Origin of the sequence: Paraburkholderia graminis C4D1M (genome assembly GCF_000172415.1) — a bacterium.
Lineage (GTDB): Bacteria > Pseudomonadota > Gammaproteobacteria > Burkholderiales > Burkholderiaceae > Paraburkholderia > Paraburkholderia graminis.
On record NZ_ABLD01000017.1, the window covers coordinates 1 to 16,816 of the forward strand.

21 protein-coding genes are annotated in these 16,816 nt (G+C 58.5%); 10 read left to right on the top strand and 11 right to left on the bottom strand.

Features of this window, described 5'->3' with window-relative positions; genetic code table 11:
* Together BGRAMDRAFT_RS22760 and BGRAMDRAFT_RS22765 are read left to right on the top strand one after the other, a co-directional pair.
* Positions 1–1,055 (top strand): ImmA/IrrE family metallo-endopeptidase (locus BGRAMDRAFT_RS22760; protein ID WP_063825218.1); only part of this gene is annotated, 1,055 nt, incomplete at its 5' end.
* Positions 1,056–1,139: 84 nt separating this feature from the next.
* Positions 1,140–1,610, top strand: coding sequence for a hypothetical protein (locus BGRAMDRAFT_RS22765; protein WP_044021721.1), 471 nt, complete (start codon positions 1,140–1,142; stop codon positions 1,608–1,610).
* Here the strand turns inward: BGRAMDRAFT_RS22765 and BGRAMDRAFT_RS34635 are convergent.
* The 9 genes from BGRAMDRAFT_RS34635 to BGRAMDRAFT_RS22815 all read right to left on the bottom strand — a co-directional run bounded on the left by BGRAMDRAFT_RS34635 (position 1,604) and on the right by BGRAMDRAFT_RS22815 (position 6,572).
* Positions 1,604–2,080, bottom strand: coding sequence for a hypothetical protein (locus tag BGRAMDRAFT_RS34635; protein ID WP_006051194.1), 477 nt, complete (start codon positions 2,078–2,080; stop codon positions 1,604–1,606). The genes BGRAMDRAFT_RS22765 and BGRAMDRAFT_RS34635 overlap by 7 nt on opposite strands.
* Positions 2,081–2,212: 132 nt before the next feature.
* Positions 2,213–2,428, bottom strand: coding sequence for a hypothetical protein (locus tag BGRAMDRAFT_RS22775; protein WP_006051195.1), 216 nt, complete (start codon positions 2,426–2,428; stop codon positions 2,213–2,215).
* A complete protein-coding gene (locus tag BGRAMDRAFT_RS22780; RefSeq protein WP_006051196.1) occupies positions 2,425–2,922 on the bottom strand; it encodes a RusA family crossover junction endodeoxyribonuclease in 498 nt (165 codons plus the stop codon). Before BGRAMDRAFT_RS22780 ends, BGRAMDRAFT_RS22775 begins: the two co-directional genes overlap by 4 nt.
* A gap of 11 nt (positions 2,923–2,933) precedes the next feature.
* Positions 2,934–3,266 (bottom strand): hypothetical protein, encoded by a 333-nt coding sequence (locus BGRAMDRAFT_RS22785; protein ID WP_006051197.1) that lies wholly within the window; start codon positions 3,264–3,266, stop codon positions 2,934–2,936.
* Positions 3,263–4,054 (bottom strand): hypothetical protein, encoded by a 792-nt coding sequence (locus BGRAMDRAFT_RS33280; RefSeq protein ID WP_006051198.1) that lies wholly within the window; start codon positions 4,052–4,054, stop codon positions 3,263–3,265. The genes BGRAMDRAFT_RS22785 and BGRAMDRAFT_RS33280 overlap by 4 nt, the downstream gene beginning before the upstream one ends.
* Before the next feature lie 3 nt (positions 4,055–4,057).
* Positions 4,058–4,996: a hypothetical protein gene (locus tag BGRAMDRAFT_RS33285; protein ID WP_052303211.1), complete on the bottom strand. Its 939-nt coding sequence runs from the start codon at positions 4,994–4,996 to the stop codon at positions 4,058–4,060.
* A 13-nt stretch (positions 4,997–5,009) separates the two neighbouring features.
* A complete protein-coding gene (locus BGRAMDRAFT_RS22800) occupies positions 5,010–5,240 on the bottom strand; it encodes a hypothetical protein (protein ID WP_006051200.1) in 231 nt (76 codons plus the stop codon).
* Positions 5,233–6,027, bottom strand: coding sequence for a hypothetical protein (locus tag BGRAMDRAFT_RS22805; RefSeq protein ID WP_006051201.1), 795 nt, complete (start codon positions 6,025–6,027; stop codon positions 5,233–5,235). The genes BGRAMDRAFT_RS22800 and BGRAMDRAFT_RS22805 overlap by 8 nt, the downstream gene beginning before the upstream one ends.
* Before the next feature lie 236 nt (positions 6,028–6,263).
* Positions 6,264–6,572, bottom strand: coding sequence for a YdaS family helix-turn-helix protein (locus BGRAMDRAFT_RS22815; protein ID WP_006051202.1), 309 nt, complete (start codon positions 6,570–6,572; stop codon positions 6,264–6,266).
* 508 nt (positions 6,573–7,080) lie between these two features.
* On the opposite strand from BGRAMDRAFT_RS22815, the gene BGRAMDRAFT_RS22820 reads away from it, so the two are divergent.
* The 8 genes from BGRAMDRAFT_RS22820 (at position 7,081) to BGRAMDRAFT_RS22850 (ending at position 11,256) form a co-directional block, all read left to right on the top strand.
* Complete coding sequence (locus tag BGRAMDRAFT_RS22820; RefSeq protein WP_157140645.1) at positions 7,081–7,308, top strand: hypothetical protein; 228 nt, start codon at positions 7,081–7,083, stop codon at positions 7,306–7,308.
* Complete coding sequence (locus tag BGRAMDRAFT_RS22825) at positions 7,305–7,538, top strand: DNA-directed RNA polymerase subunit alpha C-terminal domain-containing protein (RefSeq protein ID WP_006051204.1); 234 nt, start codon at positions 7,305–7,307, stop codon at positions 7,536–7,538. The genes BGRAMDRAFT_RS22820 and BGRAMDRAFT_RS22825 overlap by 4 nt, the downstream gene beginning before the upstream one ends.
* A gap of 102 nt (positions 7,539–7,640) precedes the next feature.
* On the top strand, positions 7,641–8,627 hold the full coding sequence (locus BGRAMDRAFT_RS22830; protein WP_232292339.1) for a YqaJ viral recombinase family nuclease: 987 nt from the start codon (positions 7,641–7,643) through the stop codon (positions 8,625–8,627).
* Positions 8,627–9,772 (top strand): hypothetical protein, encoded by a 1,146-nt coding sequence (locus BGRAMDRAFT_RS22835; RefSeq protein ID WP_006051207.1) that lies wholly within the window; start codon positions 8,627–8,629, stop codon positions 9,770–9,772. The genes BGRAMDRAFT_RS22830 and BGRAMDRAFT_RS22835 overlap by 1 nt, the downstream gene beginning before the upstream one ends.
* Complete coding sequence (locus BGRAMDRAFT_RS22840) at positions 9,769–9,987, top strand: hypothetical protein (protein ID WP_006051208.1); 219 nt, start codon at positions 9,769–9,771, stop codon at positions 9,985–9,987. The genes BGRAMDRAFT_RS22835 and BGRAMDRAFT_RS22840 overlap by 4 nt, the downstream gene beginning before the upstream one ends.
* Positions 9,988–10,014: 27 nt before the next feature.
* Positions 10,015–10,533, top strand: a complete 519-nt coding sequence (locus BGRAMDRAFT_RS22845) for a hypothetical protein (protein ID WP_006051209.1) — start codon at positions 10,015–10,017, stop codon at positions 10,531–10,533.
* On the top strand, positions 10,526–10,693 hold the full coding sequence (locus tag BGRAMDRAFT_RS34645; RefSeq protein ID WP_006051210.1) for a hypothetical protein: 168 nt from the start codon (positions 10,526–10,528) through the stop codon (positions 10,691–10,693). Before BGRAMDRAFT_RS22845 ends, BGRAMDRAFT_RS34645 begins: the two co-directional genes overlap by 8 nt.
* Positions 10,694–10,749: 56 nt before the next feature.
* Entirely contained in the window at positions 10,750–11,256 is a 507-nt protein-coding gene (locus BGRAMDRAFT_RS22850) for a hypothetical protein (protein ID WP_157140646.1), read from the top strand.
* Positions 11,257–11,674: 418 nt separating this feature from the next.
* Here the strand turns inward: BGRAMDRAFT_RS22850 and BGRAMDRAFT_RS22855 are convergent, their stop codons facing one another.
* Entirely contained in the window at positions 11,675–14,446 is a 2,772-nt protein-coding gene (locus BGRAMDRAFT_RS22855; RefSeq protein ID WP_006051212.1) for a DEAD/DEAH box helicase, read from the bottom strand.
* Positions 14,443–16,428 (bottom strand): site-specific DNA-methyltransferase, encoded by a 1,986-nt coding sequence (locus BGRAMDRAFT_RS22860; RefSeq protein ID WP_006051213.1) that lies wholly within the window; start codon positions 16,426–16,428, stop codon positions 14,443–14,445. Before BGRAMDRAFT_RS22860 ends, BGRAMDRAFT_RS22855 begins: the two co-directional genes overlap by 4 nt.
* Positions 16,429–16,816 lie beyond the last annotated feature (388 nt).

A 16,816-nucleotide genomic window follows, 5' to 3' on the forward strand; every position in this document is an offset into this window, starting at 1 on the left:
CGCTCGCGGACGTGGGCGACGCGGTAGGAAAGTCCAAGCAATATATTCAGCGCCTCGAAGCCGGTAATGATGCGCCGACGCCTCAGCTGGAGGAGGCGCTGGCAAGTTTTCTTAATGTTGAGCCGCAATTTTTCAGTGTTGGCAGCAAACAGGCGTTGCCCGAGGATTCTTTCCATTTTCGGAAATTGATGGGCACTAAGCCTACCGACAAGCAAGCGGCTATGGCCACGGGCGAGCTTTTCCGGCGCGTTGTCGACTTCATCGACGGCGCACTCAAACTGCCTCAAGTAGATTTCCCTGAGCATGAGATCGATTCTGCAGAAGCAGCCGAGCGAGCAGCGGAAAAATGCCGAGCGCATTGGGGCCTGGGCGTCGGACCAATCGGTAATATGGTTCGTGTAGTTGAGAAAGCGGGGGCGGTTGTCACGACATTCGAAACTGCGGGACGAGGCATTGATGCCCTGTCGATCGCAGCACCAAGGCCGATTGTTGTCACAAATAACGCTTCTACGTCTGCGTGCCGGGTGAGATTCGACCACGCGCATGAGATTGGTCATTTTGTCGGTCACGTAGGACGACCGACCGGAGATAAGGCCACCGAGGCGGAAGCCAATCGCTTTGCTTCGGCGTTTTTGCTACCTCGTAGTTCGTTTGCGAAGGAGTTTCCGGCCCTGCGCGGTGGTACTCAGATCAATTGGATCGCACTTTCGGAAATGAAAATGCGGTGGCGAGTGAGCAAAGCAGCACTTCTCTATCGAGCAAGACAGTTGGGCATGCTTTCTGAAGATCTGTACAAACGTGCCTTGATAGGACATCTGTTCGCGAAAGGTGAGCGCTACGTCGAGCGTGAGGATGGACAAATCCCTCACGAGACCCCAGAGTTATTTGACAGCGCCTTAACGCTTCTGACAAATCGGCTCGGTATGTCACTCGATCAGATTGCTTCGTCGGTGAGACTGAAGAGAGCACTACTCGTGATGGTCGCGCCGCAGGCACAGACGCTCGACAAAGCGTCAGGTAGTAAAGTGCTGTCGCTACAACATTACAGAAGGTAAATTCGGTTGAGTAAGCAACGGCTGTCACGTTAAGGCAGCCCGAGCGATCCCGTTGGAAAGGCGGAACGCCACCAGAGATCTGGTATGAGAAGAACAGACATCCCCTCCGAACTTTCTGAATTGGCGTTTGAGTTCTTCTATTGGTTTTCTCGATTCGAATTTGCATTGAAGGAGTGCGGCTATCTGAAAACCAGAATAGCCGGTTCAAATGCGGAGCCTGGTTGGGCCAAATTTGTCGAGCAGTGGCAAAAGCAGTACGAAAGTTCAGATGAGGCGAGACGATTGCTCGCCAAGCCTCCTATGCGTCAAGTGGTAGGGCCCGGTGTTCAGCTTCAATGGAAGATGGTTGTACTGTCTGAGGATCTTTCGGAGCTTGACCGAGTTAGTCGGCTCTTACGGGTAGCGCGCAACAATCTTTTCCATGGCGGGAAGCACGGAAGTGAGCAATGGGACAGTCCCGAGCGCACAGAATCGTTGTTGCGGGACGGACGGGCGATTCTAAATCAGCTAGCAAACATGTCTGATCTTGGTCCAGACTATGAACGCTTCTATTGACCGCGCGACGTCAGCGCCGCAAGGTCTCCCCTAACAAGTAGTCCGTGAGATAGCAGCGGCGGTGCCAGCGTCGCTTTTGCGCGGGCGTAGTCGGCGTCCTGCGTGGCGGGCCATCGCGGATTGACCCACGCTGACGTGCCCGCGTAGAGGTTGCGCACGGCTGTTGAGACCGCAATGCGCAGCCGCACATCGAGTGCAATCACCAACGGATCGATGGCGCGCCCGACGTTTTCTCGCAGACGCATTTCGACTTCTTCGTTGAGGTCATCAATGTCCATCCATTGCCTGCTGCTCTGGAAGGCTTCACCGAATACGGCATCAGACGGATAACCACGCACAGGCTCATACCCGAGCTGCCACTCGTGCCAATCGAGTAGCAGCCGGTCAATTGCGTCCACGATCAATCTCCCTTGCGAATGTAACGGCAGCACGGTGGGCACGCAGGTAGCTGGCGGCGGGATGTGCATCATGGCTCATGCCTTGCCGGTACGCGCGCGCGATCCACGCGCGAAGGCTGTCGGGTAGCGCTCGCCAGTGCGCCTTGCAGCCCCACAGATCGTTGGCAACGACTGTGGTGCATCCCGGCCAGCGGCAGCGGTGGCTCATACCTCTGTCTCCACGTCGACGAAGTTGTCGGGCGGCGTCGATGTCGTGAGCGCGCCACGTGCGATGCGGGCGATGTTCGGCAGGCTGTTGGCCGTGGTGCTGCCGTGCGCGATATCGCTGATGAGAGCGAGTGCTTCCCGCAGGCGCTCGTTGTCGTGCGATAGACGCAGGCGTGCTGCGAGGGCGTGGTTGGTGAGGTGTTTTCGGTTCATGGTGCGAAGATCTCGAAAGGGTCGAGGGTGTTGTCGAGCGCCAGCGCCATCTGCTGCGCGTGAAACGGTTCGACGATGATGTGGGCGCGAGGGTTCGCGCGATCGATTGCGTGGACGATGATCTTGAGCCTGACCTGCCTGTCGTTGCGATAGATGCCCCGATGCGCAAGCTCCCGCACGTCGCCATGCTTCGACTTACGCGTGACGTAGCGATCCTGCATGCAGTCGAGGATCACGCTTTCGTCCAGATCGCTGCGCCCGTTCGCGTACCAGATGCGGATGCACACCCGCACCGGGCCTTCGAGACGCTGGCGGGCCTTTGGCGGGATCTGCTTGAGCATCGCGGTCTCGTAGTCCCGAGCCTTGTCGCTCTTGATGCTCATGGGTCGCGTGACCATCTCGCCAGTGCGCTTGCTGCGCACCTTGCGCGGAACGATCTCGCGGCTGTTCGCCTTCGAGGCCGGTTCACCGAGGATCGTGAATTCGATTCGCATGCCTTCGGTCCTCACAGCTCGACTTCATGCTCGGGACACGCATGGTCTGCATCGTCCGCAACCTCGATGTCCGGTCTAAGTGAGTACTGCTGGCCGAGCGCATGCGTGATCTCGATAAGGACATTCTCGGCATCGCGGATCGCGACATAGCCTGCTCGTGAGCGGCGTATGCCGTTTGCCGCGTCGACGAGTGCGTGCTGCCGGTGAAGCTCGGCTGTGATCGCATCGAACGAGGCGACAGGTTCACGCCAATGACAGGCGCAGTACCAGTGACCGGCCACTCCGATCGCGGCGATCATCGGGCAGCCGAAGGCCGCGCATAGCTCACCGGTAGCGGCGCTCACGCTGGCACCTCGTCATCGTCGCCGGGTTCGCGCTGGCGGATGCCGTGTGCGGCAGCGTATGCGTCGACCTGCTGCGCGATCTCACGCTTGCGATCGGCAGTGGCATCAGCTGCTCGCGGTGAAGCGTCCCGCTGCCCGACGAGACGGCGCTGCTGCGCGACGAGGATGCCGCCCACGAGTTCGCGCAAACGTTCGCGACTGCCCGTCTGCGCGGGACCAGGCGCATCGCGTGTTGCTTCCGGCGCTGGCAATGCTGGCACGGCAGCGCGCGCATCGTCGAGCGCAAGATAGCCCGCACGCACGGCAGCTTCAACGACCTCGATGCGCCGTTGCGGATCGTGACCGGGCGAAGCGCTCCAACGCACCGGGACATTGTGCGCACGAGCTTCGTCGACGAGGCGCATGTACGCGGCGCGAAACGCAAAGCGCGCGCCGGTCTCGTCGCTTGCAGCGAGCGCGCGAGAGATCTCCCACGCCTGCGCGATCTCGTCGGACCACACCACGGTCTCGCGTTCGTCGAGCGCTTTCAGCGCGATCGCCCATGCCTCGTCGGCCTGCGGGCGCAAGTCGCCACTCGGCTCCAGTCGCGCAAGCACGTCAGCGGGCACAGGAGCCTGACGGCTCGACCGCATGTGCGCATTGAGTGAAGCGCGCACCTGCTCGAGCGGATACGGCGCGAGAATCGCCTGCCAGAGGTCGATCGCTTCAGGCGCAGGCAGCGGGCGCAATGCGGTCGAATAGCAGACGGTGAGCAGCTTGACAAACTCGGCCTTGTCGGTCGGCTTCATGGCTCAGTGCTCCATATCGATGGTCATCGGATCGCCCGCCAGCGAGTTGCCGTCGCGTGCGAGATAGGCCGCAGCAGCAGCCTCGTTGTGGGCAGCGACACCGTTGACCAGCGTGTTGACCTTCGCGGGCGGGTTTTCATCGTTGCGGATGAAACGATCGATGTGGTCAGCGTCGCGCAGGATCAGGGCGATGCCGTTGTATGGCTGGTGCCGGTCGTTGTCGCCCATGTTGTGCGGCGTGCGGCTGCATCCACGTATGGCCTGACCAAGCTGGTGCGGTGTGTAGCCCATTGCGAGCGCGTCGCGGATCGCCTTCTCGCGTTTTTCGTCGAGCTTTGAGCGGGGTGAGTTCATGGTTTTTTGCCAGAAGGCGAAAACCCCTGCCACCACTTCGCGGTCGATGTTTGCGCGTTTTTTGCGCGAACTCGACGAAGGGGTTTTCCCCGCGAAGCGGGATCGGGATGAACCCGAAGAACCCGAGATCTCCGAAGAACCCGAGAACTCCGAGATCTCCGAAGAACCCGACTGTAATTGCTCGCCTTTGGCGAACCTTGGATTAGCCTTGGACGAACCAAGGTTCTCATTCCTTGTCTGACGGGCGTTTTCGGGAGGCTCGGGAAGATCGCTTTTCACCTCACGAGGATGCGGTCGCTGATGTTTGCGCCACTTCACGATCTGGATCAGCGGTTCGTCGTCGACCACATAACGCACGATCAGGTCGCAGCGGTCGAAAATTTCGAGGTAGCCGTTGACCTCTTCGTCGGTGAGAACCGTGTCGTACGGAAACAGGTCAACCTTGATTCGCCCGGGGCGATCCTGGAGACGACCTTCGCGATCCGCAAGCGTCCACAGACCGGCGAATGTCAGGCGAGCGATGGGAGGCAGATGGCCGAGCACCTCGTTGCGAAAGAACTCGGCCTTGATGATCCGGGCGCGTGGCATGGCAAGGTCACCCTCACTGGCGATCGCACGGCAGCGGGCGCACGACCAGCAGCCTGCGCGCCTGCGCATCGCGGTCCTCCACGACAAGATTCGCCAGCGCCTTGCGGATTGCGTCGGGATCGGCGGGGCGTGCTCCGACGAGGAACCGGCGACCACCTGCAGCGCGCAGCGCACGACACGCGGCGATCCATGCGTCGCTTTGGGGAGCCCTGATTGTGATCGTGACCTTCACGTTGTCATTCATTGCTGTCTCCGGTTGGTGGCTCTGCTGCGTCGGAGTTGTTCCGCGCGGCGGGCCACGGTTGCTGGGCTTCCGGGACCGTGTAGCGCGCGATTTCGTGAGCGGACGTCCACGCGAGCACGCGTTCGCCGCGAGCGTTATCGATCCCGGGAAGGTAAAGCTGCCGCCTGCGGCCCCTTGCACGACTGGTTGCGTGCTCAATGGAAACCTTCTGCCCTTCGCCGCGAGGTAGATTCAGCAGGCGGCGGCGGGTTGCTGCCGACAGATGCCACATACCGAGCGCGAGCCGGAGCGGCACACGCTGGTCGGCCACGGCCTGCAGCAAATCGTTGTCATGGATGCCCTGCACGCGTTGGTAGGTGCGCGTCGAGATGCCGCACGCGAGCAGCAGCGGCGCGCGTCCGCGCTGCGTGCGCAGACGATCCGCGAGTCCACGGTCGTAGCTGTCGAGCCACGCGGGCCTGCTCGTGATCAGGTTGACGAAGTGGGCCGCCATGACGGCACGCTGCGCGGTGGTCATCGGATGCTCGCGGGCCTCGTTAGTGACCAGCAACACCGGATGTTCATCGCGAACGGCGTCGAAGACGCGGCAGGGGCAGGCAAGATCGAGGCGCCTCGCCTCGCGAACGCGAGCGCGTCCGTCAAGGATCATGGCGTCGAGCAGCACGACCGGCTGCGCGATCGCATCACGCACGGCCACGCCCGCACTTGCGGGCACGAAAGCACAGAGAGGATGCTCCTTCAGCGATCCCAACTCAGTACCCTCGATAAAGAAGATATCGGAATCCACTTTCATGTCCTCATTAAACCGATTCTGATACCGGCTTCAAAGCATCTCCGGTTCCTTTCCCATACGATCGTGATATTTTTGGCCGTCCTCTTTACCGAGTAAATCGATTCTGCAAAGACCTGAAGGCACCAGAGTTAGCTCTTCGGTGCTTTTTTTCAGGATGAATGGACGCAAAAATCCCGCGCCTGTGCTAATCGCGGCAATCGAAACTTTCTAGTTAGTTTCAGGTAAAGCCTTTATGCGCTTTCCTGTTCCTGCGGCTCTCGATGCTCATTGAGGAGGAGCGCGCGCAGCACCCGCCAGCCTTCCGCGTACTCAGGGCATAACTCGTAGACCGAGACCTGCCCGTCGACCGCCGCCGCCACGAAAGGCACAGCGTCGATCGGCACCACCGTGTTACGGCTGAACCACATGTCGATCCGGCCCGAGGTGCAGGGACTGAAGAGCGAAATACGACGCGCAAGCTCCCGTCGCGATCCACAGATCTCGATCGCTTTCTGCAGCGCCAGAAGCTGCTGCGGTACGTTCACCGTCCTGCGCGCCATGTCGAAGCTCCATGCGGTCCTGCCCGACGTTCGATGAGTGTAGACCCGCCCCGATCCGATTGCCAACAGGCAACAGCGCGAGTCCTGGCGCGGCTCGGGCGCGGATTGGCCTCTTTGCCCGGCGCGACAAGGGTTTTGAACTGATCAAATTCCTGTGACAGAGGATCGGTTTGTCGCGCCAACGATTTTTAGGTGTTTTCCCGATTAGGGTTTGAGGCTTTTCGGGGCGCGGTCGGGGCGCGGTCGGGGCGCAGTTGGGGCGCAGTTGGGGCGCACCCCGGGCGCGCTTGGGGCGCGGATTGACCTCTATTCCATATCTAGCAAGGTTTTCGTGTTTCGGATTTTTGGATCACTCTCGAAGCAGTTTGGAAAACAAATTCCATTTTAAAAAATTATTAACTTCGCGGCCCGTGTCTTATCACCGTCTTGCGTCGCGAACCGGTATCGACAATTCTAAAAAAGCCAAATCCCGGTCAATCGCAAAATACAAATGAATATGGACGCGCAATTGTATTTTTCAAATATCACCGGTGCCACGTATATCGATGTGGTCACCGACGATAAGGGCGCGCCGTGCGTGATCGTGACCGGTCCAGACCACGACGCGGTGCTCGCGACCGCGCTCAACGTGAAGAACGTGCTGCCGGTCGAGCAATGCCCCGAGGTGGGCGAAGTGCTGCGCGATCTGGGCAACGGAAGCTGGTGCGCTCACGTGCGCACGCGGAGGCCGTTGTGAACGCTCCCGTCGCAGCGATCAAAAGTGACGCGCCGCTGGACCTGCTCGACCTGAACTTCCGCGTCACGAACCGTCTCGCCTCGGCGGGCATCTTCCGCGTCGGCGACCTGTGCGTGTGCAGCGCATCCGACCTCCTGAAGATGCCGGGGTTCGGAGTCAAGTCGTTGCAGGAGGTCGAGCGGTCGTTGCAGCGCGCTGGCCGCTCGTTGCGCAAGGAGGACCCGCAATGAGTTGCTATCGCTTTACAAGCCGTAGCCCGATGGCGTATCGCGCCGTGCTGCGCACGATCCCGAAAGGTCTGCGCCGTCAGTGGTGGTCGCAGCGCTGGCAGTTTGCCGAACCGCGCGTCGCAATCTCACGCCTTCACGGCGTGCGCATGGTCTGACATTGAACCCGTCAAGGAGGGCTGCAGAATGAATGCGCGTGAATCTTGGCTTGAAGAACGACGCAGAGGCGTTGGCGGCAGCGATGCGGCAGCGGCCCTCGGCCAGAGCCGTCGCAAAACGATGTTCGAGCTATTCCACGAGAAGGTCGGCAATGCAAACCTCGTGAATGCCGGTGGGCTGGACGGCATCGAGCGTATCGAGTTCGGCAAGGCGATGGAAGGCGTAATCGCAGCGATGTACTCGAAGCGCTACAGCGTGAAGCTGCGCAGACACAACCGCATCGCGCAGCACGCGACACATAAATTTATGTTGGCCTCCTATGACCGCACGATCGACGGAAAGCGAGAGGGCCTCGAGTGCAAGAACGTCGATGGCCTTGCATTCAAGTTTGGCGAATGGGGAGAAGAGCACTCCGATCAGGTGCCACTCGAGTACCTGATGCAGTGTCACCACTATCTCGCCGTGTCGGGCTATGGAGTGTGGCACCTCGCAGCCTGCGTCGGTGGGAACACGCTCAAGGTCTATCACGTCGAGCGCGACCCCGAGATGATCGACATGATCGTGGACGGCGAGGCCGAGTTCTGGAAGTTCGTCGAGCGCAACGAAGCGCCGCCGCTCGACTTCCAGCATCCGACCGCGATCGGCCTGCTGAAGAAACTATTCCCGGGCAGCGACGGCACCACCATCCATCTGCCAGCCGAGGCCGAAGCGATGCACTACGCGAAGCTCGACTTCGACGAGCAGGAAAAGCTCATGAAAGTTGGGTCCGATGCGGCGCGCGCACGCCTGCTGCACATGATGGGTCCGGCTTCGGTGGGTCTGCTGCCGAACGGCGGTGGCTATACCCGCAAGGTCATCGAGCGTAAGGCATACGAGGTCGAGGCCATGCGCTATCTCGACTTCCGGTTTTCAGCGAAGAAAGGAGCAGCGTAATGAATGAACTCGTCGAATCGCCGTTCGCGAATCGCAGCGCGGTCCCGGAGACGGCAGGCGCACGGCAGGACCAGAGTCGCGAACTCGCGGACCTTCAGGTTGTGTACACGATGGCCGAGCGCTTCCCGCGCGACGAGGTCAAGGCGATGGATCGCATCCTGCTCGCCTTCACGCGTCCGCTGCTCGCAGAAAAATCACAGTACGAGTACTCACGCGGCGGCACCGAGATTCGCGGCGCAAGCATCAAGTCGCTCGAAGCGATCGCCGCCGCGTGGGGCAACATCGATGCGGCGTGGCGCGAGCGTTCGCGCGGCGTCGATGCGCGGGGCATTCCTTACTCGGAGGTCGAGGCCGTCGCGGTCGATCTGCAGACCCGCACGCGCAAGCGCATCTCTTTCATCGTGCCGCACTGGCGCGATACCCGTCAGGGTGGCTATGTCCTCAAAGACGAAAGGGACTGCTACGAGCTATGCGCGAATCAGGCGCAGCGCCGCGTGCGTGCGTGTCTCGAAGCGGTCATTCCGAGCGACGTGGTCGAGGCCGCGATGCAGCAGGCCGATGTGACACTCAAGGCGAAGGCCGACACCAGCCCCGAGGCGATGGCAAAGATGGTGGAAGCGTTCGCACCGTTCGGCGTCACGAAGGAGCACATCGAGAAGCGCATCCAGAGGCGGCTGGACTCGATCACGCCGATGCAGGTCGTCACGTTGAAGCGCATCTACGCAAGCCTGCGCGACGAGATGAGCGAGCCGACCGAGTGGTTCGAGATGGGCGACGCGCCGTCCGCCGAGGCCGAGGGCGCACCTGCCGCCGAAGGCTCGCGCACCGCCAGCGTGAAGTCGCGCATGAAGGCCGGGACGAAAAAGAAGGACGCGCCGCCAGCCGGAGCGAAGGCGAAGCCCGGTGCCGGTGCCGCCACGGCAAGCGCCACAGCGGCCCCACGTGCCGCCGACGCCCCGACGAAAACTGACGCAGCCGTAGTCACCTATGCCGAGGTAGCCCAGGCGCTTAACGAGGCCACAAACCCTGACGACGCGAATGCCGCTGCTGACCTGATCCGGCACGTCAAGGACGCGCAGCAGCGCACCGAACTCGGTGCGCTCTATAGCTCACGTATGGCGGACCTCGACGAGGACGCGCCATGAAAACGATCGACGACCGCTGGCTCGACTTTCGCGCGGGTTGCATCGCGCCCGACTCTACGTCCACGCAGTTGCGCGAGATGCGCATCGCGTTCTACGCGGGCTTTAAGGCGATGCTCGATGCCAACATGGAACTCGCGATGCTGCCGGAGCTTGTGGCAGTCATGGTGCTGGAGCAGTTGCACATCGAGGCGCGCCAGTTCGGCGCGTCGCTCTGACCTTTGCCGTATCCACAGGAGAACCAGATGATTGCCCTCCAGAAGCACCCGGTGAAAATCCTGCACCTGAACGTGCGAAGCGAACTGCACGGCGACGAGGAAAAGACTGCCGTCGATATCAAGATCGGTTTTGATGTGCCGAACCACTATCTTGACTCGCTAGGCGACGGCCTGCGCGCAGCACTCTACGCTGCGCCCGAAGACCGCAACATGCCTGTGCCGGGTACCGATCAGGATCATCTGACGCACGTGCGTTATCCGCAACTCGGCACGCAGAAGTGGGCGGGGGAGTTCGCATCGGTCGGCCTGCACCTGCATCTGGGCAACGGGCGCGGCAAGGGTGACCTCGTGTTCAGCGAGACGAAGTTCGGCAAGCTCACGTTCGCCGCAAAGGAAGGCGGCACGTGCGCGTGCGTGGCGCGTGCGCAGGTGTTACCCACGCCCGACGAGACGGCAAAGCTCGTCGGCCTGCTCAAGCATGAGGTGCCCGCCACCGTCGACATGACGAACGCGGTCAACACCGACGAGGAAGAAGGCGATGAATGAGCCGCGCAAGCTCGGCCAGATGCCGCCGCTTGCGCGCGCGGTCGTAGGGCTTGTCGGGCTGGCGTCGGTCGGCGTGATCGTCCTCGTGATCCTCGGCTCGTTCGCCGGTATCGTTGCCATCGTGCGCTGGCTGTTTTCCATCTTTTCGGTCTGTTCGTAAGGAGTTCCATCATGCGAATCACCACAACAACGCTCGGCACACTTCGCAAGCAAGACGTGTTCGACGTCATCGGCTGGCACCTGCTGCGTCAGGGCACCCGCGCGACAGCTTTCGACGGCGTGAAGTGTCTGTACCGCGCAATGGACGGTAAGCGCTGCGCAATCGGCTGGATCATTCCCGATGAAGTCTACGAGAGGTCGCTGGAGTTCCTCGGCGTGCGCGACCTCGCAGCCCGCCTGATCGAGTCCGAGCACGCAGCATTCGCACGTGTTCTTTACCGGCACATGCCGCTGCTACGCGATCTGCAGGAGATGCACGACGCCCGTCATCCATTTGAGTGGCCCTTCGCATTGCGCGTGATCGCGCAGCGCCATCAACTGAACGTGAAGGTCGTTGCCCAGTGTGAGCGGAGTTTCGATCGCACGGGCATTGCACCGCACACGCCCATGCAGCTAGTTTCCCCCGTGGCCTTGCTCAGTCACCGCAAGGTAAAGCCCGCTTCGATCGCTGAAGACTTCAGAAACGAGGAACTCAACGAAACTCCCGAATTTTTCAGCGACTGAGGTTCACGCGAAAACTCGGCTAGCGACTAGGCACGCATGTGGAGGCCGTCATGAATGAAACAGGGGACGCAAATTCCTTGCAGCAAGTCGTTGATGCGATCGCGACGGCGGTGTGTGCGGGTATAAATCGCGCTGTCCCGCTAAACGTCAAGTTGTGGACCGTTGAACACATTGCGGAGTACCTAAATCGGACAGTCTCTCAAACACGGCAAGCGGTGATCTGTTTGCCGGATTTTCCTGCTCCTTATCGATTGCCTGTTGCAAATGGCACGAGGCGGGCGCATCCGCTTTACAGGGCGTCCGAGGTAATAGAGTGGGTCGAGAAATACCGTGACCGTGGCGCGCTACCTCGAACTCGATCTCGCAAGGGAACACAGTGCGATGGGTAGCGTCTGACGCCAATCATCACGTGCTCACACTATTCATGCATAGCTCTCCCAATCGGCCGGGTCGCAGCGAGTCTATGCAGTGCGCTTTGCATATCGTCAAAGTCCAAGACCTCACCCAAGCTGCCGTCATCGTTCACCCAACGCATGCGATCTCCGTCAGGTGTGAGAAACAGCACTTTTCCATAAAAATCCGGTGAATGTTGGGATTTGCGGGCGGCGTCTTTTGTATCGTCTTTGGTTTCCAGCAAGCGAGGCATCGGCCCATCGGCAGGATTATGTTTTACGCAGACGACAAAGTCTGGGTAGAAATAATTGTCGTGCTCGGCGCGAACTACCCGGACAGCGAACCGCTTGTTGCGCGGGTTGCGATGCCACCAAACGACATACTCCGCACTATCTAGGGCTCGCGAAAATGAATCCTCCAAGCTGTTTCCGAACCACGTGCCGTCAAAATGCCCTTGGCTAAATTCGCCGTCCGAGAGCGCATAGGTTTTATCAACCAACCATTGGCGGTCATCCATCAGCACCTCTCTCGGCACCCGCTCTCCGGCCTCCCGTGTCGGAGGTAAGACGCCGTAGATATTTTTTGCAGATAACTCCAGGCCGATGCTTTCAGGAAACAACATCACATCGGGCAATGGCTCGGCATCAATAAGCTTGGCGTGCTTCGCAATTTCACTAAACATGCCCTCCCGAAGTTCCTGCGCGCTTTTAAGAACGACCCAGTGCGCAGCATCACGCATTAGGCGAATACGCTCCGCCTCAGTTGGTTGCACGTCCAGATTTTCAACTTCATCATCAATTGCGATGCGTAACCGGCTGGCGATTGTCTCAACTATTAATACATAGTCTTCCTCCTCTGCTTGCGGTAACGCGCGCAGAGACGCCATTGCTGAGCGAGCCAATGCGCTGCGGTCGGTAAAAACTTGTATTTCCTCTGTATAGCCCTCGCCAGTCGTCAGCTCTGTATGCTTTTCGGTATCCTTGATACGATTGAATGCAGCTTTGACCGCCGTTGCACGCAGACCATCAGATATCAGGAGCCTTGATGCCACCGCGCGCGAAATTTCAGACATATCGCCTAGCTCGGGTTTCAGCTCTGTTTTCAGGCTCCGTCCTAGTTGGGACAGATTCTCCTTACGCGGATAGGCTCGTAATCCCCTCCTGCCGAACTCAGCGAAGAGATCTTCACGCGTCTTAATTTCCGTCGGACGGACACGCAGTGAGGAAGGCGGACCTGGTTGCGCAACGTCCAGAATTCCAATTGACCTATCCAACGAATTGTCTGAATCAATGTTGTTCCCGTGATGATCACCGTCACTACTGAATAGCGTCCCTTGCCCTCCCAAGCCGGCGAGAGCGGCCATCGCTAAATCTTGCGCGGTCACCTCCGGATATTCTGGAAGAGGCATATCAAATGCCACAGGCTCTTGGTCTGTAAGCCGATTGCTATACACGACCGCCCCGGAAATAGTCTGCCGAGTGGTTAGCTTTTCAGTCTGACCTTCTAACTGGCTCTTTACTTGGACGCTGGCTTTCACTGCCGACTCAAAACCGGCTTGCGCCTGCGCGTTGCCCAAATAAACAAAGGCGGTGTTGAGATCGGCTGGAATCTCCGCCGGTCTGCCGAACGCATCCCTAACTGGGCGCGCCACGCGCATCACCCGTCCGATAAACTGCATGGCGAAGTCAGCGTCGTTTACGGGCTTGGTGCTAGCCAGTACGAAGGCGCGAGGAGCATCAAAACCAGTGCCGGCAGATTGCTTGAAAATCAATACCTGTTTGCTGCTGTCGTTGGCGATCGCTGCCATCAATACGGGGTCTGGATCATCCGAAGAGTGTCGGCCAATCGCGCTGGGCGGAACACCGCAGAAACGCATAAGATCGTCCGCCGCGTCGTCCACGGTCTTGTCGCCGTTTGCAACCTGGACAAGCAGCAGGGGTGTAAGGTTGACGCCCGACGCAGCCAAAGTCTGCTTTATCTTGACGTTACGCCGCCAGCTTTGACGGAGAACGGTGCGTCGCAGATCGGTAATGTGAGCCATGGTGTTACCTAGGCTATAAACCACCGCCTCAATGTATTTCTTATTAAGCCGCGCTTGAACGACCTCGTCACGCCCCACGGCAAAACTTACCTGAGCGCTATAGCCCGCGTTAGTCAAAAATTCATTGAGGCGCTCATCTTTTGGTGTGGCCGTAGCCATCACAAGATAGTCGGCTTTGAGCCAGTGTGCGAACTTGCCGAACTCGGTGCCTTTGTCCAAGCCGATATGTGCTTCATCAACCACGAGACCAACTTGTAGCCCCTGAGCACGGGCACGCACTACAAATGCAGCAAGGGTACGGCTGTCGTCGTCTCCGTCCGCGTCGTAGCCTTTGGTACGCCACTGCGCCCGTGCCACTCCTTGTGCAGTAGATAACAGGACCATACCTCTATGAGCTTCTTGGTTGCGGCCGGCGTTTAGACTACACGGCGCCAGACTAGTAGCATTTGCAAGCAATGCATCCTCGGTCTGCTGTACCAGCGTAACAAATGGCACGAACCAGAACCACAACACGTCGCGCTCCTTGCTGACTCTTTCTAATACTTGGCTAATGACAAACGTTTTCCCAGAGCCGGTAGGTGCGCGCAGCAAACATGGCGGCGATGGCGTTCGCAACAAAGCGCGGGTCATGCCGTTGATCAATTCGCTTTGGAATCGCTCTGGCTCGACTGCAGCGCTTTGCGCCGGCATTTGGATGATCGCCATCGGCGCGACGGGCGGACGAATCATTGTCGTTGTGCTATCGATGATATTCATGCCGATGCCCCTTCTGGGACTATGTCCACTGCTTTGGTGTTGTTACTAACCTGACCTTCTAAAAGGGCGTCGGTAATGGAGTATGTATTAGCGTCGACGCCACGATCAGTCAGCAATCCCGCCAGCGCCTTGGGACGGGGGCAGTATACGGCAAGCCGAGTCACGCCGTAGGCGGACGGTAAAGCAGCAAGTGCATCGACGGTTTCGGGTTCAATTTGCGCACATAACACTGCGAGCCAGTCGCCACCTTTCGCTATCAAGTGAATTTCCGCGTCCTCTACGGAAATAGGCGCTATCGCCGCTTCACGCATACAAAGCAAGGAGACGGCGTGTTGTGCTTTGCCGTCAAAGGCAATATCCGCAGCCTCAATTTTGTCGAGTTGCAGATATGCGAATTCGCCGCCTTGGGCGACCGAGTAGCCCGGCTTGTCACGATAACCTATCATTACCCGGCGAAGACGTTCGGCACACACATCGCGGCACAAATTTTTGGCAGGTTCCTTCGTAGTCGCTTCGGTACTAGAGCACAGAATGAAACGACGTTGGCCACCGTCCTCAGCGTTGAGCTCCAGTACAGCTTGGCCGGTCGTGCCACTACCTGCGAAGAAGTCTAGGACTATGTCGCCAGGAGTTGTGGCTTGCGCTAACAAGCCTTTAATGAGCGATATCGGTTTCGGATAAGGGAACGCCTTGGACCCAAGAATATTTTTTACTTCGTCGGTGGCAACACCGCCCCGAGCGCTACGTAATACTACGGGTTCATCGTCCTCGTCTTCTTCCAATGCATCAACCTGTTCGTTCATGCCGGCGATCCAGCTACCTAGTGGGGCTAGGCGCTCCGACTCTGGTTTCGACGTCCAAAGTTCTTTGCGTGAAGGTCGGCCAGCGGCGATCGGCTTTCCAACCCAAAAGTCTAAATCGGGCAAATCTTCACGAAGTAAAGGGGTTTTTTTCTTGGGAAGAGTTGGGCCTTTTCCATTCGAGATCGCGTTTAGCAAATCTTGCTTGGTGTCGAATTGCATGACCTCGCTAGATGAGCAAGGTGGGAAATAGATTAATTTTTTTTCGATAAGTTGCTCTATGGTGTCGCTTCGCAACCCCCCGAGCGCGGCCTGTATAGCGACCTCCTCATTGTCTAGGCGTTTGCGGATCTCTTTCTCCGATGCAAACCGCCAAGTACTGTCTGGATCACAGGGATACCAGTAACCGGTTTCTGGATTCTGAATTGGATAATAGGTATTCGGACGCTCTACTAAAGTTTTGTTTGCAGTCAATGGCTGCGGCGACCAATCTCCGCGAGAATCTTTATCTGGATTTCGGAACTTATGCTTGCTCGTAGCGCGGCCGTTGAATTTAAAACCTGCGTTCGCATAGACAAGTACGTGTTCGTGCACGTGGCTGAAACGTTGGCTAAGGTCATTACCTGTATCTTTGGTCCGCCAGACCAAGCTTCCAGCTCTACGCCTCGGAAATACCTCGTCCATCAGCAGTTCCAGCCGTGAACGATTTTCGTCATTAATCGACACTAGAATTACACCATCACTGGTGAGCAGGTCGCGCGCCAGCGTCAGGCGTTGATACAAAAACTCTAACCATTGGCTGTGCCGCCAGCGGTCATTGGCACCGACAAATTTGTCGTTGTAGACCCAGTCTTTATTTCCTGTGTTGTAGGGCGGGTCGATGTAGATAACTCGAATCTTGCCCGCATGAGTAGCACGCAGCAAACGGAGGCTGTCAAAATTGTCGCCTTCGATAATTAAATTGCGGTGGTGATTGGTACCGGTAGGCGTGTGGCTAGCATCCGGAATTAATCGAGGCAGCACGACATCCGCATTAAGTGCTGCATCGCGCTCAATTGCATCAGACTCCCAATATAGTCCGAGTTTCTGCTTTGTCAGTTGTTCAATCAACAAGCGGCGTAATTGAGGGGCATTAAGGCTTTTAAGATTTTCGAGAAGATCACTCGTATTTTGCTTGGCCATTTTGATGTTTAAGGAAAACCGGTTTTAAGGCTATGCGAAGCCACAGACCATCATTGAGCGCGTTCAAATCCTGGCGAAACTCGCGGCACGACCGTGCATGCAGATTGAATTTGTGCCGCCCAAAGACAAATGCCATGTGAAACTCCCTTACAGCATCGAATGTGTTTGTATCATCAAATGATACCGGCCACAGCTGGCCACGTCTATTCTGCGTACGAACGTCCGCTGGCCAGGCGAAGAGGGCACGCCAACGGCTGTCGAACGACGGTAAGCATGTGGACTTTCGTCATCGTGGCCCCACCTCCGACGAAGCGCTTGCTATCCATGGCGCGATCGCAGTCGGATTTGATAAAGGCAGTGCGTCCAGTTTGCTTGCAGCTGCTTGTGC